The sequence below is a fragment of the Mesorhizobium sp. P2_B11 genome, from assembly GCF_056404855.1.
Genome location: NZ_JBFUDF010000003.1, coordinates 46753 through 67472, shown reverse-complemented (window position 1 = coordinate 67472; position 20720 = coordinate 46753). Strand labels below are relative to the sequence as shown.

At 63.4% G+C, this 20720-nt stretch carries 20 protein-coding genes; 16 read left to right on the top strand and 4 right to left on the bottom strand.

Annotation, left to right across the window (positions count from 1 at the left end):
- The first annotated feature begins 248 nt into the window (after window positions 1-248).
- On the top strand, window positions 249-1409 hold the full coding sequence (locus AC1DYJ_RS08950) for an alpha-D-ribose 1-methylphosphonate 5-triphosphate diphosphatase (protein ID WP_477280277.1): 1161 nt from the start codon (window positions 249-251) through the stop codon (window positions 1407-1409).
- 27 nt (window positions 1410-1436) lie between these two features.
- Here the strand turns inward: AC1DYJ_RS08950 and uxuA are convergent, their stop codons facing one another.
- Window positions 1437-2621: a mannonate dehydratase gene (uxuA, locus tag AC1DYJ_RS08945; RefSeq protein WP_477426044.1), complete on the bottom strand. Its 1185-nt coding sequence runs from the start codon at window positions 2619-2621 to the stop codon at window positions 1437-1439.
- An 83-nt stretch (window positions 2622-2704) separates the two neighbouring features.
- Between uxuA and AC1DYJ_RS08940 the strand changes: the two genes are divergently transcribed.
- The 4 genes from AC1DYJ_RS08940 (at window position 2705) to AC1DYJ_RS08925 (ending at window position 6508) form a co-directional block, all read left to right on the top strand.
- Window positions 2705-3490, top strand: a complete 786-nt coding sequence (locus AC1DYJ_RS08940; RefSeq protein WP_477280275.1) for an SDR family NAD(P)-dependent oxidoreductase — start codon at window positions 2705-2707, stop codon at window positions 3488-3490.
- Between the two features lie 149 nt (window positions 3491-3639).
- Complete coding sequence (locus AC1DYJ_RS08935) at window positions 3640-4191, top strand: MaoC family dehydratase (protein ID WP_477426042.1); 552 nt, start codon at window positions 3640-3642, stop codon at window positions 4189-4191.
- Complete coding sequence (locus AC1DYJ_RS08930; protein ID WP_477280273.1) at window positions 4188-5348, top strand: CaiB/BaiF CoA transferase family protein; 1161 nt, start codon at window positions 4188-4190, stop codon at window positions 5346-5348. Before AC1DYJ_RS08935 ends, AC1DYJ_RS08930 begins: the two co-directional genes overlap by 4 nt.
- A gap of 20 nt (window positions 5349-5368) precedes the next feature.
- Window positions 5369-6508: an extracellular solute-binding protein gene (locus AC1DYJ_RS08925; protein ID WP_477281689.1), complete on the top strand. Its 1140-nt coding sequence runs from the start codon at window positions 5369-5371 to the stop codon at window positions 6506-6508.
- A 50-nt stretch (window positions 6509-6558) separates the two neighbouring features.
- On the opposite strand, the gene AC1DYJ_RS08920 is transcribed toward AC1DYJ_RS08925, so the two are convergent.
- Together AC1DYJ_RS08920 and AC1DYJ_RS08915 are read right to left on the bottom strand one after the other, a co-directional pair.
- Window positions 6559-7395, bottom strand: coding sequence for an amidohydrolase family protein (locus AC1DYJ_RS08920; RefSeq protein ID WP_477280272.1), 837 nt, complete (start codon window positions 7393-7395; stop codon window positions 6559-6561).
- A gap of 67 nt (window positions 7396-7462) precedes the next feature.
- Window positions 7463-8251: an IclR family transcriptional regulator gene (locus tag AC1DYJ_RS08915; RefSeq protein WP_181055551.1), complete on the bottom strand. Its 789-nt coding sequence runs from the start codon at window positions 8249-8251 to the stop codon at window positions 7463-7465.
- Window positions 8252-8414: 163 nt separating this feature from the next.
- Between AC1DYJ_RS08915 and AC1DYJ_RS08910 the strand changes: the two genes are divergently transcribed.
- From AC1DYJ_RS08910 to AC1DYJ_RS08875, 8 genes are all read left to right on the top strand, one after another.
- Complete coding sequence (locus AC1DYJ_RS08910; protein ID WP_477280271.1) at window positions 8415-9734, top strand: type 2 periplasmic-binding domain-containing protein; 1320 nt, start codon at window positions 8415-8417, stop codon at window positions 9732-9734.
- 130 nt (window positions 9735-9864) lie between these two features.
- A complete protein-coding gene (locus AC1DYJ_RS08905; protein WP_477281687.1) occupies window positions 9865-10761 on the top strand; it encodes a carbohydrate ABC transporter permease in 897 nt (298 codons plus the stop codon).
- A 2-nt stretch (window positions 10762-10763) separates the two neighbouring features.
- A complete protein-coding gene (locus tag AC1DYJ_RS08900; protein ID WP_477280270.1) occupies window positions 10764-11630 on the top strand; it encodes a carbohydrate ABC transporter permease in 867 nt (288 codons plus the stop codon).
- A 1-nt stretch (window position 11631) separates the two neighbouring features.
- Window positions 11632-12729, top strand: coding sequence for an ABC transporter ATP-binding protein (locus AC1DYJ_RS08895; protein ID WP_477280269.1), 1098 nt, complete (start codon window positions 11632-11634; stop codon window positions 12727-12729).
- Window positions 12730-12734: 5 nt separating this feature from the next.
- Window positions 12735-13847 carry a mandelate racemase/muconate lactonizing enzyme family protein gene (locus AC1DYJ_RS08890; protein WP_477280268.1) on the top strand — a complete coding sequence of 371 codons (1113 nt, stop codon included), beginning with the start codon at window positions 12735-12737 and terminating at the stop codon, window positions 13845-13847.
- Window positions 13848-13858: 11 nt separating this feature from the next.
- A complete protein-coding gene (locus tag AC1DYJ_RS08885; RefSeq protein WP_477280267.1) occupies window positions 13859-14188 on the top strand; it encodes an L-rhamnose mutarotase in 330 nt (109 codons plus the stop codon).
- Entirely contained in the window at window positions 14181-15254 is a 1074-nt protein-coding gene (locus AC1DYJ_RS08880; RefSeq protein ID WP_477280266.1) for a Gfo/Idh/MocA family protein, read from the top strand. The genes AC1DYJ_RS08885 and AC1DYJ_RS08880 overlap by 8 nt, the downstream gene beginning before the upstream one ends.
- On the top strand, window positions 15251-15709 hold the full coding sequence (locus AC1DYJ_RS08875) for a MaoC/PaaZ C-terminal domain-containing protein (RefSeq protein ID WP_477281685.1): 459 nt from the start codon (window positions 15251-15253) through the stop codon (window positions 15707-15709). Before AC1DYJ_RS08880 ends, AC1DYJ_RS08875 begins: the two co-directional genes overlap by 4 nt.
- A gap of 9 nt (window positions 15710-15718) precedes the next feature.
- Here the strand turns inward: AC1DYJ_RS08875 and AC1DYJ_RS08870 are convergent, their stop codons facing one another.
- Window positions 15719-17248: an MDR family MFS transporter gene (locus AC1DYJ_RS08870; protein ID WP_477280265.1), complete on the bottom strand. Its 1530-nt coding sequence runs from the start codon at window positions 17246-17248 to the stop codon at window positions 15719-15721.
- Between the two features lie 429 nt (window positions 17249-17677).
- Here AC1DYJ_RS08870 and gspD point away from each other — a divergent pair, with 429 nt between their 5' ends.
- The 3 genes from gspD to gspG are packed head-to-tail and all read left to right on the top strand — an operon-like array spanning window position 17678 to window position 20714.
- Complete coding sequence (gspD, locus tag AC1DYJ_RS08865) at window positions 17678-19765, top strand: type II secretion system secretin GspD (RefSeq protein WP_477280264.1); 2088 nt, start codon at window positions 17678-17680, stop codon at window positions 19763-19765.
- A complete protein-coding gene (locus AC1DYJ_RS08860) occupies window positions 19762-20262 on the top strand; it encodes a prepilin peptidase (RefSeq protein ID WP_477280263.1) in 501 nt (166 codons plus the stop codon). The genes gspD and AC1DYJ_RS08860 overlap by 4 nt, the downstream gene beginning before the upstream one ends.
- Window positions 20262-20714, top strand: coding sequence for a type II secretion system major pseudopilin GspG (gene gspG, locus AC1DYJ_RS08855; RefSeq protein WP_477280262.1), 453 nt, complete (start codon window positions 20262-20264; stop codon window positions 20712-20714). Before AC1DYJ_RS08860 ends, gspG begins: the two co-directional genes overlap by 1 nt.
- Window positions 20715-20720 lie beyond the last annotated feature (6 nt).

The window sequence follows — 20720 nt, the reverse complement described above, 5'->3', positions numbered from 1 at the left end:
ATACATAGTCAGCTTTTTGGATATGATACATTGTCAGCTTTCTGTCAAGCTGGCAATCGAGCGCCAAGCCGTTGCAAGCCGGCTTCGAAAGAAAAGCGACTGTCGACCGCATGGCCCGTGACTTTTCGCGTCAATCACCAGGCATGTCACCGACTGTCATTTTTCAGGGGCAAGCAGCTGTTATGGGACGGCTGTCGCTCGGTCATGTCGACCGAAACCCCGTCCTGAACCGCCCGAAGAGAAATTGCATGTGGCTAAGTGAATTCGAAATTGTCCTGCGCGACCGCATCATCCCGAACGGCGCCATCCGCATCGAAAACGGCCGGATCGCCGAGATCCGCAATGAGCCGGTCGAAAATGCCGACATCTCAGGCGGCGGTCGCCTGCTTCTGCCAGGCTTCATCGACATGCATGGCGACATGGTCGAGAAGGAAGTCGAGCCGCGCCTCGGCGTGCATGTGCCGATGAAGATCGGCATTGCCGAACTCGACAAGAAGCTGGCCTCCTGCGGCGTCACCACGGCCTATGCCGCGCTGTCCTTCATCGGCGCCAGCATCACCAGTGGCGTGGCGCGGTCGGAAGAGCACACTTCGGCGATCATCGATACCATCGCCGGGATGAAGGACCATTTGCTGGTCGACCACCGCATCCATGCCCGCTTCGAAGTCACTTTCACGCCGGCCATTGCCATGCTGCAGAAGCTGATGGATGCCGGCAGGCTGCATTTGATCTCGCTGATGGATCACACGCCCGGACAAGGCCAGTATCGCGATGTCGAGCTTTACATCGCCCGCATCGCCAAGGAGCGCGGCATGTCGGTTGCCCAGGCGTCCGAGGTGGTCGGCCATCGCATCGCCGGCCGCGAAGGCCAGGGCGATGTGCTCAACGGTTTGCAGGACTTGTCGGCGCGGGCGCAGGCCAATGGCGTTGCGCTTGCCTCGCATGATGACGACACGCTAGAGAAGGTGGAACTGGTTCACGGCCTCGGCGCCACGCTGAGCGAATTCCCGGTGACGCTGGAAGCGGCGCAGGAAGCCAGGAGGCTGGCAATGCATACCGTGATGGGAGCGCCCAATGCGCTGCGCGGCCAGTCCTATTCCGGCAATCTGTCGGCACGGCAGGCCTATGAAGCCGGACTGCTCGACATGCTGGCCAGCGACTATCACCCGGCCTCGATCCTGCCGGCAGTGCTCGGCCTCGCCGAACTGCGTGACGGTGGCCTGGTGGCGGCGGCAGCGCTGACCAGCGCCAATCCGGCCTCGGCGCTAGGCCTAACCGATCGCGGCGCCATCGAGCCTGGACTGCTGGCCGATCTCGTCGTCGCCGATCGCCGGCCGGTGGCGCGGGTGCGGGCGACATTCCGCGCCGGCCGCATGATCTACAGCGACGGCACGTTGGGCCGGCACTGAAATGACAGGGCATAAAGTCCAGCCAACTCAAGCCAGCCCGAACGTCTCCACGGCGCGCATGATGCCGCGCAGTTCGGCCAGCCCCTTCAGGCGGCCGATCAGCGAGTAGCCGGGATTGATCCTTGTCTTGCCGATATCGTCGGCCAGCAGATGGCCATGGTCCGGCCGCATCGGGATTTGCCAGTCGGCGCGGCCTTCCCTGTGGCGGCGCGCCTCTTCCTGCATCAATGCCAGGATGACATTCGCCATGTCGGTGCCGCCCTCAAGATGCTCGGCCTCGTAGAACGAGCCGTCCTTCTCGATGGTGATGTTGCGCAGATGGGCGAAATGGATGCGGTCGGCGAATTCCTTGACCATGGCGACAATGTCGTTGTCGGCGCGCGTGCCGTAAGAGCCGGTGCAGAACGTCAGCCCATTGGCCTGACTGTCGACGGCATTGAGAATGAAACGCGCATCCTCGGCGGTCGAAACGACGCGCGGCAGGCCGTAGAGCGAGAATGGCGGGTCGTCAGGATGGATGCACATGCGCACCCCCTCCTCTTCCGCCGCCGGAATGATCTCGCGCAGGAACCAGGCGAGGTTGTCGCGCAGTTCCTTCGGCCCGATCCCCTCATAGTCGGCAAGCGCCTCGCGAAAACTATCGCGATCATACTTGCGCTCGGTCGCCGGCAGGCCGGCGATCAGGTTGCGCTCGATCTGGTCGATCTTTGCGGGCGGCAATTCCTTGAGCCGCTTCTCCGCCTCGGCAATGCGCGCCGGCGTGTAGCTGTCGGCGCCGTTCTTGCGCTTCAGCACGAACAGATCGTAGGCGGCGAAATCGATCGCATCGAAACGCAGGGCATAGCCGGTCGTCGGCAGCCGGTAGGCGAGATCGGTGCGGGTCCAGTCGACCACAGGCATGAAATTGTAGCAGATCGTGGCGATGCCGGCCTTGGCCAGCGCAYGGATCGAGTCGCGATAGTAGCCGGCATAGCGCTCGCGTTCCGGCGCGCCGATCTTGAAGGAGTTGTGGACCGGGATGCTCTCGACGACCGACCAGGTCAGTCCGGCTTGCTCGATGATGCGCTTGCGCTCCAGCACTTCGGCTTCAGGCCACGCCCTTCCGTCATAGATGTGATGAAGCGCCGAGACCACGCCGGTGGCGCCGGCCTGCTTGACATGATCGAGCGTCACCGGATCGTCGGGTCCATACCAGCGCCAGCATTGTTCCATTTTCGGCTTTCCTTCTGCGAGAGGTTGGCAACTTATTGTTGGACCGCGACGGGAGTCGATAGAAAAGGAAGGAGTTTTTAGAAATGACGGATTTCGAGGGCAAGGTGGCCCTGGTGACGGGTACGACCGGCATTGGTCTGGCGACCGCCAGACGCCTTGCGGCCGGCGGCGCTGCGATCATCGCCTGCGGCATCGACCGCACCGCCAACGTGGCGATGAAAGCGCAACTGGAAAGCGCCGGCGCCAAGGCGTTGGTCATTGACACCGACGTCTCCGTCTCCGACCAGGTGCGCGACGCGGTGGCGGCTGGCGTGGCAAAATTCGGTGGCCTCGACGTCATCGTCAATTCGGCCGCCGTGCATCCCTATGGCACGGCGACGACGACCGACTGGGAAACCTGGAACCGGACGATGACGGTCAATGTCGGCTCGATCTACCTGACGGCGCATTTCGGCATTCCGGAAATGATCAAGCGCGGCGGCGGCGCCATCGTCAATGTCGCCTCGGTGCAAGGTTTTGCCTGCCAGCAGAACGTCGCCGCCTACGCCACCACCAAGGGCGCCATCCACACGCTGACGCGCTCGCTGGCGCTCGACTATGCCTCAGCCGGCATCCGGGTGAACTCGGTGAGCCCGGGTTCAATCCGCACGCCGATCCTGGAAAAGGCCGCGCGCGGCGACAGTGGCAGCGATGCCGATGTCGACGAAGCCTATAAGCGTTTCGGCGCGGCGCATCCGCTCGGCCGCATCGGCGAACCGGAGGAAGTGGCAGAACTCATCGCGTTCCTGTGCTCGGCGAAAGCCGGCTTCTGCACCGGTTCCGACTACCGGATCGATGGCGGCCTGACCGCCGGCATCGGCGTGAAGTAAGGCTGCCAAGCCGCCTGTTCATGCTTGCAAGATAACCCCATATGTGAAAATACTATTCACAAAAGAAGATTGACGGGAGGATCGATCATGCAATCAGCGGGTCCGCGGCCCGCCCGGACGGATGCGTTGTTCGTCCCGGGGATGGCGCCATGACGGGGTTTGCGCCGACCGTCGGCGTGGCATCGACGCATCCTGCCAACATGCCCAGAGATCATGCCGATCTCCCGGTCTGGAACGCGGAGAACTGGTTCTATGAGGACTGGCCGGTCGGCCAGAAAATCCGTTCGTTGCGGCGCACAATGGCCGAAGGCGACAGCCATTTGTTCAACACGCTGGTGCTCGACATCCACCCCTATGTGCAGGACCAGATGTTTGCCGAGGCGGAAGGCATTTTCGGCAAGAGGCTGATCGCCGGCGCCTTTGTCTTTTCGGCCGGCCTCGGCCTCGTCGCCACCAACTGCGTCAACGCCTTTTCCTACGGCTATGACAGACTGCGTTTCATAAAACCTGTCTTCATTGGTGACACCATCTATTCGATCCGCTCCAACCTCGACAAGAAGCCGCGCTACAAGGAGATGGGGCTGATTCGCGCCTCCTACGAAGTGTTCAAGGGCGAAGGCGAACTTGTTCTCTACTGCGAGCACCTGCAAACGGTGAAGTACCGCAATCCCGCGGACTTCGTCGGCAAGACGGAGAAATGACGATGGCAGCCGAATTGCCGCTTGCCGGTCTCACCGTCGTCGACATGAGCCAGTTCCTGTCCGGGCCCTACTGTTCGCTCAGGCTGCTCGATCTCGGCGCCCGCGTCATCAAGATCGAACGTCCGGATGGCGGCGACCTGTCGCGCCGGCTCTATCTCAGCGACACCGAGATCGGCGGTGACTCCACCATCTTCCATGCCATCAACCGGGCCAAGGAAAGCTTTGCCATCGACCTCAAGAACGAGGCCGACCTGGAAGCATTGCGCGGGCTGCTGGCCAAGGCAGACGTGCTGATCCAGAATTTTCGCCCCGGCGTCATCGAGCGGCTCGGCTTGGACTACGAATCCGTGCGCAAGATCAATCCGCGTTTGGTCTATGCCTCGATCAGCGGCTATGGCGAGGAAGGTCCCTGGGTCAAACGGCCGGGCCAGGACTTGCTGGCGCAGTCGCGCTCGGGCGTGATGTGGCTGAACGGCGACGAGGACCAGGGGCCGGTGCCGTTCGGCCTCGCCATCGGCGACATGCTGGCCGGTGCGGCCTGCGCGCAAGGCATTCTCGCCGCCCTCGTTCGGCGCGGCATTACCGGCCAGGGCAGCCATATCGAAACCAGCCTGCTCGAAGCGCTGGTCGACTTTCAGTTCGAGGTGCTGACCACGCATCTCAACGATGGCCGCCGCTTGCCCAGACGCTCCAGCTTCCGCAGCGCGCATGCCTATCTGTCGGCGCCTTACGGCGTCTATCCGGCCAGTGACGGCTATCTCGCCATCGCCATGACGCCGATCCCGAAACTCGCCGATCTCTTGGCTCTCGATGCGCTCGCGCCCTATCGCGACAAGCCGGCCTCGTGGTTCACCGCGCGCGACGATATCAAGGCAATCATCGCGCAGCGCATCGCCACCAAGACCATCGACGAGTGGCTTGCCATCCTCGAACCAGCCGACATCTGGTGCGCCAAGGTGCTGACCTGGCCCGAAATGCTGGCCAGCGAAGGCTTTCAGTCGCTCGACATGTTGCAGACGGTGACGCGTGAGGACGACGTTTCGATCCTTACCACCAGCTCGCCGCTCCGGGTCGACGGTGTCAGGGCCAAGGTCGACCGCGCGGCACCGCGCATCGGCGAGCACAGTGCTGCAATCCGTGCGGAGTTCGGCCTGTGACTGAGGTGACGCTGCGCGGCATGACCTGGAGCCATCCGCGCGGCTACGATCCGATGGTCGCCTGTTCGGCGCTGTGGGAACAGAAGACCGGCATAGCCATCGAGTGGGACAAGCGCTCGCTGCAGGATTTCGAATCCTTCCCGGTCGAGGAGCTGGCGCGCGCCTATGATTTGATCGTCATCGACCATCCGCATGTCGGCCAGATCACCGCGGAGCGCTGCCTCGCGCCGCTCGATGTCGCCGGCCGCGAAGCCGAGCGCGCAGCTCTTGCCGCGGGCAGCGTTGGCCAATCCTATCCGAGCTACAGCTGGCAGGGACGGCAATGGGCCTTTCCCATCGATGCGGCAACACAGGTTCAGGCCTGGCGACCGGACGCGCTCGATGCGCCGCCGGCGCGCTGGAGCGAGGTGCTCGATCTCGCCCGGCAAGGCCGCGTGCTGCTGCCGCTGCGGCCGCCGCATTCCCTGATGACCTTCTACACGCTGGCCGGCAATCTCGGTCACGCCTGCGCCACCGATCCGTCGGGCGATCTCATCGACAGCGAGACCGGCGACAAAGTCTTCGAAGCGATGCGCGAGATCGCGGCGCTGGTTGATCCCGCCTGTTTCGAGATGGATCCGATCGCCGTTTCGGAGCGCATGGCGGAAGCCAATGCCCGCATCGCCTGCGCGCCGCTGATCTACGGTTATGTCTCCTACGCAATATCTGGGTTTCGCGCGCACCGGCTGGCCTTCGCCGACATCCCGGTGATCGGCTCCAGCGGCCCGATCGGCTCGGCGCTCGGCGGCACCGGCATAGCGGTCTCTGCTTTCTCCAAGACCAAGGAGGCAGCGATCGATTTCGCTTATTGGGTCGCCAGCGGCGATGTCCAGCGCGGTCCTTATGCCGCTGCCGGCGGACAGCCGGGTCATGCCGCTGCCTGGGAAGACCTGAGCGTCAACGCCGCGACCGGCAATTTCTACAGCGGCACACGCGCGACGCTGGAAGGCGCATGGGTGCGGCCGCGCCATGACGGCTACATGGCGTTCCAGCAGAAAGCATCCGACCGCATCATCGGCGGCCTGAGATCAAGGCATCGGCCCGGCCAGGTCGTTGCCGATCTCAACAGCCTGTTTCGGGAGAGTAGTCCGGCGCCTGGCGCTGCCGGTGGAGGAGCCTGAACCAGACGCAGAGACGCGCTCGCCAGCGGGCGAGCACTATCCGTCGACCGCTAAAGCTTCCACATCCGCCTGGCATTGGCCGAGAGCAGCTTCGTCCGCTCATCGGGACTGGCGCCGGCGATCAGCGCATGCGTCGCCGCCACCCAGGTAGCCAGGCCGCCGCCAAGCGTGCACACCGGCCAGTCGCTGCCCCAGACGACGCGGTCCCAGCCGAACGAGCCGATCGTGTGCTCGACATAGGGCCGCAAGCTTTCGACCGTCCATGAGCCGGCATCCGCATAGGCAACCACGCCGGAGATTTTACCGATGACATTGGGCCGCCGCGCGATCTCGACCATGTGCTCGCGCCATGGGTGCTCGGCATTGCCTTTGATATCGGGCACACCGCAATGGTCGAGCACGAACTGCACATCGGGCGCGAGATCGGCGAGCATAATCGCGTGCGGAATCTGGTGCGGCAGCACCACGAGGTCGAAGGTCAGGCCGGTGCCGGCAAGTCGTTTGATGTTCTCGCGAAACAGCGCGCTTTCCGAAAGTTCGTCGGGCATGACGTGCAGCACGCGGCGAAACCCCTTGACGAAGGGATCGGCCTGCTGGCGCTCGATATAGGCGGCAAAGCCAGCCTCCTCGGGACGGCATGAGGCGATCGCGCCGCGCAGCAGACTGCCCTTCTCCAGTGACTGTGTTTTCACCTGGTTGGTCTCGGTCTGGATGTCGGCCGGGTCGACATCGACCTCCATATGCAAGGCTGCCTCGATGCCGGCGCGGCGGGCCTGGGTCGCATATTCCTGATGCGAAAAATCGCGGTTGAGCGCCGGCACGCCGCCGAGCCAGGGATAGCGCAGTGCCGACAGATCGATCAGGTGCAGATGGGTGTCGATGATCATGGTGGCGCTATCCTCTTCGGCGATTTCAAATCATCTCATGGAGAAATCGTTCATTCAAATAAGAATTTCACTTCGATGGCTTGAAGGTTGACCCCGCCAGCTGCGACAGCTTTTCTGCCGCCGCCTGCAACAGCGCGATGGTCTTGGTGATGTCGGGCGCCTGGGGCGAATTGACCAGCGTGATGTAGGGCACCGACAGGGCTGCGATCGCCTTGCCGTCCGATCCCAGCACCGGCGCCGACAGGTTGAACACGCCGGCCGTCTGCAGCGATGCCATCATCTCGTAGCCGCGCTCGCGGATCTGGTCGAGGCGGGCGAAGAATTCCGGCGACTGCGCCGGCTTGTCGGTGCTGCGGATGTGCTCCGAAATCATCATCTGCCGCTCCTCGTCCGAGCGGAAGGCGAGCAGCACATGGCCCGAACCGGTGTCGAACAGGCTGATATGCGATCCGACGCGGATCGAGATGCCCCAATAGTCCGGCGCCTCCTGCTGCGCGATCACCACGGCTGAACCGCGGTCGAAGACCACCAATTGGTTGGCCTGCTGCGAAGTTTCGGCCAGTTCCCGCATCAGCGGCGTGGCAAAGGAGCCGAGCCTGCGCACCGGCGCATGCAACTGCGCCAGGCCGAACAGCTTCAGCGTCAGCGAGTAACGGTCGCCGTCGGGACGCGTGACATAGCCGCGCCGCACCAGGCGGTCGAGCATGCGGTAGAATTCGTTCGGGCTGCGGTCGAGTTTTTTGGCGATTTCCGCTTGCGTCAGGCCGCCATCAACGCCTGCCAGCAGCTCGAGAATGTCGAGCCCCTTGTCCAGCGCGGGGGCACGATAGCGGTCGTCGTCATCGTCCTCGGCCATGCTCACTCTCCAGTGAATTTCAGACTTCATATACGCATACAGATCGTCATCTGAAAGCACTTTCCGGCTTGACGCTACCATAAATGTTTTGTTTGTATATGAATGAAGGCTGTCAATCGAATCCCACAACGGGTTCGACGCAGGCTCTTTGGGAGGAAACCAAATGAACAGACTGTTTTCCGGCCTGTCGGCCGGCGTGACATTGCTTGCTCTGTCCGCGAGCGTCGCCTTTGCCGGCGACCTGCCGGGCAAATTCGACGGCGTCACCATCGACGCCAAGCTGATCGGCGGCCAGCAGTATGAAGGCCTCTATGCGCGCATCGGCGAATGGGAAAAGCTGACCGGCGCCAAGGTCAACGTCATCTCGAAGAAGAACCATTTCGAGCTCGACAAGGAAATCAAATCGGACATCGCCTCGGGCAGCATCAACTGGTGCGTCGGCTCCAACCACACCTCGTTCGCACCGCAATATCCGGGCATCTACACCGATCTTGCCAAGCTGTTGCCGAAGGAAGAAATCGACGCCTTCGTTCCGGCCAACATCGCCGCCGGCACGCTTGACGGCAAGCTGGTGATGCTGCCGCGCGCGCAGTTCGACGTCTCCGCGCTCTACTACCAGAAGAGCCTCTATCAGGACGAAGCCAAGAAGAAGGCCTACAAGGACAAATACGGCGAGGAGCTCGTGCCGCCGGACACGTTCGACGAGATGGCGCAGCAGGCCGAATTCTTCGCCAGCCCGCCGGATTTCTACGGCACCCAATATGCCGGCAAGGAAGAGGCTATCAACGGCCGCTTCTACGAGATGGTCATCGCCGATGGCGGCGAATATCTCGACAAGGACGGCAAGCCGGCCTTCAACTCGGAAGCCGGCGTCAAGGCGCTCGACTGGTTCGTCAATCTTTATAAGGCCAAGGCCGTTCCCGCCGGCACCACCAACTATCTCTGGGACGATCTCGGCCAGGGCTTCGCCTCGGGCACCGTCGCCATCAACCTGGATTGGCCGGGTTGGGCCGGCTTCTTCAACGACCCGAAATCGTCCAAGGTCGCCGGCAATGTCGGCGTCAAGGTCCAGCCCAAGGGCTCGTCCGGCAAGCGGTCCGGCTGGTCCGGCGCGCATGGCTTCTCGGTGACCGAGAACTGCGCCAACAAGGAAGCCGCCGCTTCTCTCGTCTGGTGGCTGACCAATGAGGACAGCCAGAAACTGGAGGCAGCCGGCGGCCCGCTGCCCACCCGCACCAAAGTCTGGGAGTGGGACATCGAGCAGGCGAAGTCCGATCCTTACAAGACCGAAGTGCTGCAGGCCTTCCAGGAAGCCGCCAAGAACGCTTTCCCGGTGCCGCAGACGCCGGAATGGATCGAGATTTCCAACGCCGTCTATCCTGAGCTGCAGGCCGCCATCCTCGGCGACAAGACGTCCAAGCAGGCACTGGACGACGCGGCCGCCAAGGCCACCCAGATCCTCGAGGACGCCGGCAAGCTTTGATCTTTTCCACCGGGGGCGCGGCATCTCCAAGGAGCAGCGCCCCCGAATTGTTTCCAACAGCAAGATGCTCTCTGATGTCCCCTCGCCCAGCGGCTTGCGGCATCACGGCGCCAACCAGAACCGGATCGACATGAAAGGCTGGAAACCCTCACCACCCTTCCTGCTTCTGCTGCCGGCCGTCATCGTGCTGGCGGCGGTGGTGGTGGTGCCGTTGCTTTTGTCGCTCTATTCCAGCTTCACGCCGTTTCGGCTGACGCGGCCGGAGACCTTCTGGGTCTTCATCGGCGCCCGCAACTACATCAACATTTTCACCAGCCGCGATTTCTGGGTCGCCTTCGCCCGCACCGTTGTGTTGCTGACGGTGGCGCTCAACCTGGAAATGCTGATCGGCCTCGGCCTGGCGCTGCTGGTCGAAAAGGCCTCGCGCGGGCAGCGCCTCCTGCGCACCATCATGATGTTCCCGATGATGTTTTCGCCGATCCTGGTCGGCTTCCAGTTCAAGTTCATGTTCAACGACAATATCGGCCTGGTGAACAACGCGCTGCAGGCGCTTGGCCTGACCGACCGCGCCATCCCCTGGCTGATCGACGGCAACCTCGCCTTCATCGCCATCCTCACCGCCGAGATCTGGTCGTCGACCTCGGTCTTCGCCATCCTGATCCTGGCCGGCCTGCTCGCCATGCCGCGCGAACCGGTCGAGGCGGCGCGCGTCGACGGCTGCACGCCATGGCAGACATTCCGCTATGTCACCTGGCCGTTCATCATGCCGTTTGCCTTCATCGCCATGACCATCCGCTCGCTCGACGTGGCGCGCGCCTATGACATCGTCAAGATCATGACCGATGGCGGACCGGCCGGCCGCACCGAGCTGGTATGGACGCTGGTTGCCCGCACCGCCTACAGCGACGCCAAGATGGGGCTGGCCAACGCCATGGCCTACTTCTCGATCCTGCTGTCGATCGGCTTCACCGTCTATTTCTACCGCAAGCTCGCCGCGGCGCGCACGCAGATCGCGGCGGAGTGGTAGACATGGACCAGAACAGCCTGCATCGCGTCCGCCGCCAGGCGCTCGGCATCGCCCACGGCGTCACCCTGTTCCTGGCCATGCTGGTCATCTGCCTGCCCGGCATCTGGATTGTGCTGTCGTCGCTGCGGCCAACCGTCGAGATCATGGCCAAGCCGCCGGTCTGGATTCCGCAGGAGCTGTCGCTCGACGCCTACGTCGCCATGTTCAGCGGCGTCGGCAAAGGCGGCATTCCGGTGCTCGACTATTTCCGCAATTCGCTGATCATCTCGGTGACCTCGACGGTGATCGCCATCGTCATCGGCATGGCCGGCGGCTACGCCTTCGCCCGCTACCGCTTCCGCGCCAAGTCGGCGATGTTCCTTGGCCTGATGCTGACCCGCACCGTGCCCGGCATCGCGCTGTCGCTGCCGCTGTTCTTCGTCTACGCGCGGCTCGGCATCATCGATACGCATTTCGGCCTGATCCTGGTTTATGTCGCGCTCAACGTGCCGTTCACCGTCTGGCTGATCGACGGCTTCTTCCGCCAGGTGCCGAAGGACCTTGCCGAGGCCGCGCAGATCGACGGCTGCACGCGCTGGCAGGCTTTCTGGCAGGTCGAGTTTCCGCTGGCTGGCCCCGGCATTGCGTCCGCCGGCATCTTTGCCTTCCTGACCTCCTGGAACGAGTTCGCGCTGGCCTCGCAGCTGACGCGCTCGATCAATTCCAAGACGCTGCCGGTCGGCCTGCTCGACTACACCTCCGAATTCACCATCGACTGGCGCGGCATGTGCGCGCTGGCCGTGGTGATGATCATCCCGGCGCTCACGCTGACCTTCATCGTCCAGAAACACCTTGTCGGCGGCCTGACCTCCGGCGCGGTGAAAGGCTGACATGGCAACCGTATCCCTGAAAAACCTCTCGAAGAACTATGGCCCGGTCGCCGTCGTGCACGGCATCGACCTCGAAGTCGCCGACCGCGAATTCATCGCGCTCGTCGGCCCCTCCGGCTGCGGCAAATCGACGACGTTGCGCATGATCGCCGGCCTCGAAGACATCAGCGGCGGCGTGATCGAGATCGGCGGCCGCAAGGTCAACGATCTGCCGCCGCGCTCGCGCAACATCTCGATGGTGTTCCAGTCCTACGCGCTCTATCCGCATATGACGGTGCGAGAGAACCTCGGCTTCTCCCTGAAGATCGCCGGCGCGGCCAAGGAAGAAATGGACCGCCGCGTTGCCGAAGCGTCCGGCATCCTCGGCCTCGATGCGCTGCTCGAACGCAGGCCGTCGCAGCTGTCGGGCGGACAGCGCCAGCGCGTCGCCATGGGCCGCGCCATCGTGCGCGATCCCGATGTCTTCCTGTTCGACGAGCCGCTCAGCAATCTCGACGCCAAGCTGCGCACGCAAATGCGCACCGAGATCAAGAAGCTGCACGCCAAGGTGCAGTCGACGGTGATCTACGTCACCCACGACCAGGTCGAGGCGATGACGCTGGCCGACCGCATCGTCATCATGCGCGACGGCTTCATCGAACAGGTCGGCACGCCCGACGAGGTGTTCCGCCGCCCAGCGACACGCTTTGTCGCCGGCTTCATCGGCTCGCCGCCGATGAATTTGCATGAGGCGACGGTCGACAATGGCGAGCTGCTGTTTGCCAGCGGCGAGCGCCTGCCCTTGCCCGGCCAGTTCAAGGCAAACGCCGCCACCGGTGACAAGGTCGTCTTCGGGCTGCGGCCCGACGACATCTACCCAACCGGGCACGGCCTCAACTCCGGTGCCGACACCGATGTCCATCAGGTCGAGCTGCCGGTGACGGTCACCGAACCGCTCGGCAATGAGACGCTGGTCTTCGCCGAATTCAATGGCAGCGACTGGGTGTCGCGCATGCTCAACCCGAAGCCGCTCAAGGCCGGCGACCGGGTGAAGATGAGCCTCGATTTGTCGCAGGCACATCTGTTTTCCGCCGCAACCGGCAAGACATTGCGGAGCTGACCGACATGGCGAAAATCGAAAAAGTCGAGCTGCGCATCGTCGACCTTGTCCCCAAGGTCAAGCGAACCGACGCGATCCAGAGTTTTGTCAGCCAGGAGACGCCGATCGTCACCATAACCGATGCCGACGGCGCGGTCGGCACCGGCTACAGCTACACGATCGGCACCGGCGGCTCCTCGGTGATGCGGCTGCTGTCCGATCATCTGGCGCCGCGCCTGATCGGCCGCGATGCCGACCAGATCGAGGCGATCTGGCACGAGCTCGAATTCGCCACCCACGCCACCACGATCGGCGCCATTACCGCAATCGCGATTGCCGCCATCGATACGGCTCTATGGGACCTTCGCGCGAAGAAACAGAACCTGCCGCTGTGGAAGCTCGCCGGCGGCGCCAAGGACCGCTGCCCGCTCTACACCACCGAAGGCGGCTGGCTGCACATCGAGACGGCAGCACTGGTCGATGACGCGGTCGCCGCCAAGGCCAAGGGCTTCCGCGGCTCGAAGGTCAAGATCGGCAAGCCGCATGGCTCGGAAGATCTGGCCCGCCTCTCGGCGGTGCGCAAGGCGGTTGGCGACGGCTACGAGATCATGACTGACTGCAACCAGGGTTTCTCCGTCGACGAAGCCATCCGCCGGGCCGAGCGGCTGCGCGACCTCGACCTCGCCTGGATCGAGGAGCCGCTGCCGGCCGACGACATTGACGGCCATGTCAGGCTGTCCAACGCGACGTCGACGCCGATCGCCATTGGCGAGTCGCTCTACTCGATCCGGCATTTTCGCGAATACATGCAAAAAGGCGCCTGCTCGATCGTGCAGGTCGATGCCGGCCGCATCGGCGGCATCACACCCTGGCTGAAAGTGGCGCATGCGGCCGAAGCCTTCGACATCCCGGTCTGCCCGCACTTCCTGATGGAACTGCATGTCAGCCTGGCCTGCGCTGTTCAGAACGGCAGGTATGTCGAGTATATTCCGCAGCTGGACGATTTGACCGGCAAGAAGATGCGCATCGAGAACGGTGAGGCGCTGGCGCCCGACGAGCCCGGCATCGGCATCGACTGGGACTGGGACGCAGTCAAGGCAAAGAGCATCGCCGAATTCACCACGACGATTGCCAAATAGGGAGCTGGCACATGCAGAGGATGGGAATGGTGCTCGGCCTCAAGCCGGAAAAAGTCGAGGAATATGTCCGCCTGCACGCCGCAGTCTGGCCCGATGTGCTGACCATGATTTCGGCCTGCAACATCAAGAACTATTCCATCTACCTGAAGCGGCCGGAGAACCTGCTGTTTTCCACCTTCGAATATCATGGCACCGACTATGCCGCCGACACGGCGAAGATGGCTGCCGATCCGAGGACGCAGGAATGGTGGGCGGTCTGCATGCCGTGCCAGGAGCCGCTGGCGACGCGCAAGGACGGCGAGTGGTGGGCGTCGATGGATGAAGTCTTCCATCATGACTGATGCCTTCGATCCGGCCTCGCTCGTTCAGTCCTGGCCCAGACCGTCGAAACCCCGGCCGATCGTCACATTCGGCGCCGGATCGATTGTCGGCGACGCGCATTTCCCGGCCTATCGCAAGGCTGGCTTTCCGATTGCCGGCCTCTACGATCCGGATCAGGCCAAGGCGCAGGCCCTGGCCGAACGGTGGGGCGTAGGGGCATTCAGCTCGGTGGAAGAAGCCGCTGCTGTCCAGGACGTGATCTTCGACCTGGCGACACCGCCGGGCCGGCACGCCGAGATCCTGAAGGCCCTGCCCGACGGCGCGGTCGCCCTGATCCAGAAGCCGATGGGCAATTATCTCGGCGAGGCCACTGAAATCCTCGAAATCTGCCGCGCCAAAAACCTCAAGGCGGCCGTCAATTTCCAGCTGCGCTTTGCGCCGATGATGCTGGCGCTGAAGGATGCCATCGCCAAAGGCTGGCTGGGTGACGTCGTCGATTTCGACGCCTGGCTGGCGCTGGCCACACCCTGGCAGCTTTGGGAGTTCCTGCTCAAGGCGCCGCGCGTCGAGATCGCCATGCACTCGATCCACTATCTCGACCTGATCCGGCAGCTGCTCGGCGATCCCAAAGGCGTCCACGCCAAGACGCTTGGCCATCCCAACCACAAGGTGGCGCAGACGCGCACCAGCGCCATTCTCGACTATGGCGACACCGTGCGCTGCGCGCTGTCGATCAACCACGATCACAAATTCGGCCGCCGGCACCAGGCCTGTGAATTCCGGATCTGCGGCACCGAGGGCGCGGCCTACCTGAAACTCGGCCTCAATCTCGACTATCCCACCGGCGAGCCGGACATTCTGGAGATCTATCCCAAAGGCGGAACGGACTGGGTTGCGGTGCCGCTGGCCGGCGAATGGTTTCCGGATGCCTTTGTCGGTCGCATGGCCAATGTCCAGCGTTTTGCCGCCGGCGAGGACAACGAGCTGATAAGCTCGGCCGAGGACGCCTGGAACACCATGGCGCTGGTCGAGGCGGCGTACAAATCGAGCGCGGCGCCGGCGACGCCGATCGCGGAAAGGCCCTGATGGAACAGATCACTTACTTCGAGGACTATCAGATCGGCTCGACGCGCCTGACCAGCGGCCGCACCATCACCGAGACCGACTTCATCGTTCATGCCGGCCACACCGGCGATTTCTTCCCGCACCACATGGACGCCGAGTTCATGAAGACGACGCCGTTCGGCCAGCGCATTGCGCATGGCACGCTCGTGTTCTCGGTCGGCGTCGGGCTGACGGCAAGTATCGTCAATCCTGTCGCCTTCTCCTATGGCTACGACCGGCTGCGCTTCATCAAGCCGGTGTTCATCGGCGACACGATCAAGACCCGCACGACAATCACCGCTAAGGAAGACGACCCAAAGCGGCCGGGCTCAGGCCGCGTGATCGAGCGCTGTGAAGTGATCAACCAGCATGGCGATGTGGTGCTGGCCGCGGACCACATCTACATCGTCGAGCGTCGACCGGTGCCCAGCGCATAGTCTGCCCGCTCAACCCCGTTTCGGGATCTCTTTGTCCTCGAGCAGCAATGTCAGCCCCATGGCAACGAAGTAGAGTGCCGCCACCCAGATGAACATCACGTTGAACCCACTGGAGTAATGGCCGAGCACCACTTCGCGGATCGCGTCCGGCAGGCTCGATGCAAGATGCGGGGTCAGCCCGTTCAGGCCCTGCGGCAGTAGGGCGGCAGCATCGGCGGGAAGCTCTGATGTCTGCCGGTTCAGCGCCCAGATCATCACCGCGCCGTTCAGCGCCAGTCCAAGCGATGCTCCGAGCGTCCGCGCCTGCGTGATCAGCGACGTCACCGCGCCGATATCCTGCAGGGGTGCTGCCGCCTGGATCGCCACGATCAGCACCTGGAATTGCAGGCCCATGCTGATGCCGAACACAGCCATCATCGTCGCCAGCACCCAGATTGGCGTGTGCTGGTTGGTGATGACGAAGCCCAGCATCAGGAACCCGCCAATGGCCATCGCCACAACCGGCATCCATTTGTAGCGTCCGGTTGCGGCAATCACCCGCCCGGCCACGATCGAGATGACCATCGACGTCAGCGACGCCGGCAGGAACAGGAAGCCCACTTCGGCCGGGCTCAGACCCGTCAGCGTCTGCATGTAGAGCGCGAAATAGAAGAACATGCCGAGCGTCACCGTTCCGGCGACCAGCGACACGCCCGAGACGATGCTGACCGTCGAATTGCCGAACAGCCGCAGCGGCACGATCGGCTCGTCGGCCCGGCGCTCGACCATGATGAACAGGGCGATGGCGACCAGTGCGAGAAGCGGCAGTGCGAAGGTGAAAAGGTCCGGCCCGGTAGGGTCGAGCACGTGATAGCCCCAATAGACGATTGATGTCGTGCCGATGGCGAGCAGCGCACCGCCGAGATAGTCGATGTGGTGCCGCTTCTCGTTGAACCGGCTGCGCATGGCGAACGCCAGCACCGCCATCACGATAATGCCGATCGGCAGGTTGACCAGGAATACCCAGCGCCAGCCGAACAGGCTGGTGATGTAGCCGCCGGCCAGCGGGCCGAGCACCGACGACAGCGCGAACACCGCCGAACTGTAGCCCTGGTATTTGGCGCGGTCGCGCGGTCCGAACAGCTCGCCGATCATGGCAAAGGCCGAGACCATCAGGCCACCGCCGCCGATGCCCTGCAGCACGCGCGCCGCGACCAGGCTTTCCATCGACCACGCCATGCCGCAGACCAGCGAACCCACCAGGAAAAGACCTATCGCCGTCAGCACCACATTCTTGCGGCCATACATATCGCCAAGCTTGCCGTAGAACGGCGATACCGCGGCGGTCGAGAGCAGATAGGCAGCACCCACCCAGCCGAACAAATGCAGATTGCCCAGTTCGCCGGCAATGGTGGGCAAGGCAGTGACGACGATCTGCATGTCGATAGTAGCCATGAACATGGCGATCAACGCACCGAAATAGACGACCAGTGTCGTCAGATCAGGCCTGGCTTCGGCCTCCACCGGCGCCGCATCCGGTAGCGTCTGCTCGACAGTCATTGGGGTCTCCGTAACTTGGGGCGCGATTTATGTGCTCACAGCCGAGAGGTGTCAAATAGGCGATAACGCCATGCCTGGACGCAGTCCGTCCCGGGCGAACCAGAAGCACACCGATGGCCGTATCCTGGAAAACTGGCATCGCCAGGAGCCGCTTCACGCGCGCCCCCGGTGAGGTCCTCCCGTGGGAGCCGGAGCGCCCCTCCTCCTCCCCGCCCCGGCTCCTGCGGGAGGATGTCGACGTGCATTTCCGCAACAGAACCAGACCCAACCTCTGGTAGCGCCCGCTCACCCTGCCACTAACCCTGTGGATAGACTCCAAATCTCCCCATCAATCCAAGCGCTGAACCTCAGGACGTCCTAGACTAAAGTCCTTGGGGAATCGGGCGTATGGCAATCGGGTCAAGCAATCGCGTAATCTTGTGCCTGACAATGCTTGCTATTGCTGGCTGTACTTCCGCGCCGGGCAAGGACTTTTTTACCGAGACCATCGACAGCCTGCACGCCAAGAACTCGCCCTTGCGGGCAGGATACACCGGACCGTCCACCGTCACCTCGGCCGCAGCCGCCGGGCAGCGCTTCAACGGCGCGCAGTATCAGGGGTCCGGCCAGTTCGTCTCGTCCGGCGCCCCGGTCACAAGGGTGACGACAGACGGCTCGGGCCAGTTCGAGCTCAATCTGGTCAACGCGCCGATCGCCGACGCGGCCAAGGCGGTGCTCGGTGACGCGCTGCACCTCAACTACATCGTCGACCCGCGCGTGCAAGGCACGGTGACGCTGCAGACCTCGCAGCCGGTGTCGAAGGACGCGCTGGTCGATATACTGGAATCGGCGCTGGCGGTGAACGCCGCGGGCATCACCAAGCGCGCCGGCACCTACCAGATAGTGCCGCTGTCCGAGATCATGTCCAGCACACCGCCGGTCAGCGTGCCTTCAGTGTCGCCGTCAGGTCCAGGCGTCAAGGTGCAGGTGCTGCAGCTGCAATACATCGCCGCCGACGAGATGAAGACCATTCTCGAGCCGATCACCCGCCAGGGCTCGGTGCTCAGGGTCGATGCCACCCGAAACCTGATCACCGTCGCCGGCAACGACAGCGACCTCAATGCCATCCGCGAGGCGGTGTCGGTGTTCGACGTCGACTGGATGCGCGGCATGTCGGTGGCGCTGCACCCGCTGAAGACCTCGAAGCCCGAGGCCGTTGCCGCCGAGCTCGATTCCATCTTCGGCACAAAAGACGGGCCGGGCGCCAAGCTCATCCAGTTCATACCCAACGACCGGCTGAATTCGGTGTTGGTGATCACCTCGCGTCCGGCCTATCTCACGCGGGCCGCAAGCTGGATCAACAAGCTCGACAGGCTGGCCGAGTCCAACGAAGATCAGCTGTTCGTCTACCAGATCCAGAACCGCCCGGCCAAGGAACTGGCCGCGGTGCTGAGCTCCGTTCTCGGCACCTCGGTCAAGACCGAGGGCGATTCAGGCGGCTCGAACGTGTCGCCTGACCAGACGCCGATCGCCATGCAGTCGGACGGCATCACCCCGGTGCCATTGACCGGACCGTCGCCATCGCTGCCTCAGCAGGACGGGCAGCCGCCTGCCCACGCCACCGTTGTCGCCGACATCGAAAACAACGCGCTGCTGATCCAGACCACGGCGCGCGACTACGAGCGCATCGAGCAGATCCTGACCAAGGTCGACGTGCTGCCGACGCAAGTCATGCTGGAAGCGGTCATTGCCGAAGTGACGCTCAACGACGAGCTGAAATACGGCCTGCGCTGGTTCTTCGAGAATGGCGGCACGAAGGTATCGGTGACCGACGTGGCCAAGGCGGCTGCCGCCGCCACTTTGCCGGGTTTCAACTGGAGCTATGCCACCGACAACATACAGGTGACGCTGAACGCGCTGGCCTCGATCACCGATGTCAACGTCATTTCGGCGCCGACCATCATGGCGCTGAACAACCAGAAGGCGATATTGCAGGTCGGCGACCAGGTGCCGATCCTGACCCAGCAATCGCAGGATACCGGCAACGGCTCGGCGCCGATCATCAACTCGGTGCAGATGAAGGACACCGGCGTCATCCTGACGGTGACGCCGCGCATCAACAATGCGGGCCGGGTGATGCTCGACATTCAGCAGGAGGTCAGCAACGTTGCCGAGACGAAGAGCTCCGGCATCGATTCACCGACCATACAGCAGCGCAAGATCCAGACCCGCGTGCTGGTCAATGACGGCGAGAGCCTGGCGCTGGGCGGCCTCATCCAGCAGACCAACAGCGTCGGCCGCACACAGGTGCCGATCCTCGGCGACATCCCGATCCTCGGCAATGCGTTCAAACAGAAAGACGACAAGATTATCCGCACCGAACTGATCATCTTCATTCGGCCGCATGTCGTGCGCGACATCAACGAGGCGCGCGAAGTGACCGACGAATTCCGCGGCAAGATCAGCCTGCAGACGCCGATCCAGAAGCGCCGCGGCGGCACCAAGCTGCAGCAGGATTTGAAGAGGCTTGCCTATTGATCACAGCCGCGCACCCATCGCTTCTGCTGGCTGCCACGATCGCCCTGGCGGCCATTCTCGCCGCGATTTCGATCGCCGATTTCCGCCGCCAGATCATCCCGGACCGCTTGAACCTTGCACTGGCGGCGATCGGCCTTGGCTATCAGGGAGCCGCCGGCGCTGACGGCCTGCCGCTGCATCTCCTCTTCGCCGCCGCAACGCTCGCTGCCGCCTGGCTGCTGCGGCGCGGCCATTTCCTGATCACCGGTCGGATCGGGCTCGGCCTCGGCGACGTCAAGATGCTGGCCGCCGCCGCATGCTGGATCGACCCGCTGCTGTTGCCGATGCTGCTGTTCATCGCCAGCACCACCGCGCTGCTGTTCGTCGGTGGGCACGTGGTTGCGACAGGACCGGCAGCCGCGCGCGCCCGCATCGCCTTCGGTCCGTTTATCGCCATCGGCCTCGGCTCTAGCTGGGTGCTGGAACAATTTGCCGGTTTGAACATGGGACTGCTCTGATGATCACGCTGCGCTTTAGCCGAGCTTCCGAAAAATCCCGCCGCGACCGCGACTCCAGCGAAAGCGGCTTCACGCTGGTCGAGCTTCTGGTGGTGCTCGCCATCATTGCGTTGATCGCGACGCTCGCCGCCCCTCAGGTGTTGCGCTATCTCGGCTCGGCCAGGACCAACGCCGCCAAGGCGCAGATCCGCAACATCGAAAGCGCGCTCGAACTCTACTATGTCGACAACGCCAAATACCCGACCGACGAAGAGGGCCTCGCCGCCCTGGTCACGCAACCCGCCGGCGAAGCGCGCTGGAACGGGCCCTATCTCAAGGGCGGCCTCAAGGATCCCTGGGGCAAGCCTTATTCCTATGAAGTGAAGGCCGATGCGAGCGGCGTGGTCATCCGCACGCTTGGCAAGGACGGCAAGCCGGACGGCACCGGCGAGGACCAGGACATCACCAACTGATCCCCG

Excerpts from the sequence above, each read along its gene's own strand:
- AC1DYJ_RS08950 (WP_477280277.1), top strand. The coding sequence starts at position 249 with ATGTGGCTAAGTGAATTCGAAATTGTCCTGCGCGACCGCATCATCCCG.
- AC1DYJ_RS08940 (WP_477280275.1), top strand. The coding sequence starts at position 2,705 with ATGACGGATTTCGAGGGCAAGGTGGCCCTGGTGACGGGTACGACCGGC.
- AC1DYJ_RS08935 (WP_477426042.1), top strand. The coding sequence starts at position 3,640 with ATGACGGGGTTTGCGCCGACCGTCGGCGTGGCATCGACGCATCCTGCC.
- AC1DYJ_RS08930 (WP_477280273.1), top strand. The coding sequence starts at position 4,188 with ATGACGATGGCAGCCGAATTGCCGCTTGCCGGTCTCACCGTCGTCGAC.
- AC1DYJ_RS08925 (WP_477281689.1), top strand. The coding sequence starts at position 5,369 with ATGACCTGGAGCCATCCGCGCGGCTACGATCCGATGGTCGCCTGTTCG.
- AC1DYJ_RS08920 (WP_477280272.1), bottom strand. The coding sequence starts at position 7,395 with ATGATCATCGACACCCATCTGCACCTGATCGATCTGTCGGCACTGCGC.
- AC1DYJ_RS08915 (WP_181055551.1), bottom strand. The coding sequence starts at position 8,251 with ATGGCCGAGGACGATGACGACGACCGCTATCGTGCCCCCGCGCTGGAC.
- AC1DYJ_RS08910 (WP_477280271.1), top strand. The coding sequence starts at position 8,415 with ATGAACAGACTGTTTTCCGGCCTGTCGGCCGGCGTGACATTGCTTGCT.
- AC1DYJ_RS08905 (WP_477281687.1), top strand. The coding sequence starts at position 9,865 with ATGAAAGGCTGGAAACCCTCACCACCCTTCCTGCTTCTGCTGCCGGCC.
- AC1DYJ_RS08900 (WP_477280270.1), top strand. The coding sequence starts at position 10,764 with ATGGACCAGAACAGCCTGCATCGCGTCCGCCGCCAGGCGCTCGGCATC.
- AC1DYJ_RS08895 (WP_477280269.1), top strand. The coding sequence starts at position 11,632 with ATGGCAACCGTATCCCTGAAAAACCTCTCGAAGAACTATGGCCCGGTC.
- AC1DYJ_RS08890 (WP_477280268.1), top strand. The coding sequence starts at position 12,735 with ATGGCGAAAATCGAAAAAGTCGAGCTGCGCATCGTCGACCTTGTCCCC.
- AC1DYJ_RS08885 (WP_477280267.1), top strand. The coding sequence starts at position 13,859 with ATGCAGAGGATGGGAATGGTGCTCGGCCTCAAGCCGGAAAAAGTCGAG.
- AC1DYJ_RS08880 (WP_477280266.1), top strand. The coding sequence starts at position 14,181 with ATGACTGATGCCTTCGATCCGGCCTCGCTCGTTCAGTCCTGGCCCAGA.
- AC1DYJ_RS08870 (WP_477280265.1), bottom strand. The coding sequence starts at position 17,248 with ATGACTGTCGAGCAGACGCTACCGGATGCGGCGCCGGTGGAGGCCGAA.
- gspD (WP_477280264.1), top strand. The coding sequence starts at position 17,678 with ATGCTTGCTATTGCTGGCTGTACTTCCGCGCCGGGCAAGGACTTTTTT.
- gspG (WP_477280262.1), top strand. The coding sequence starts at position 20,262 with ATGATCACGCTGCGCTTTAGCCGAGCTTCCGAAAAATCCCGCCGCGAC.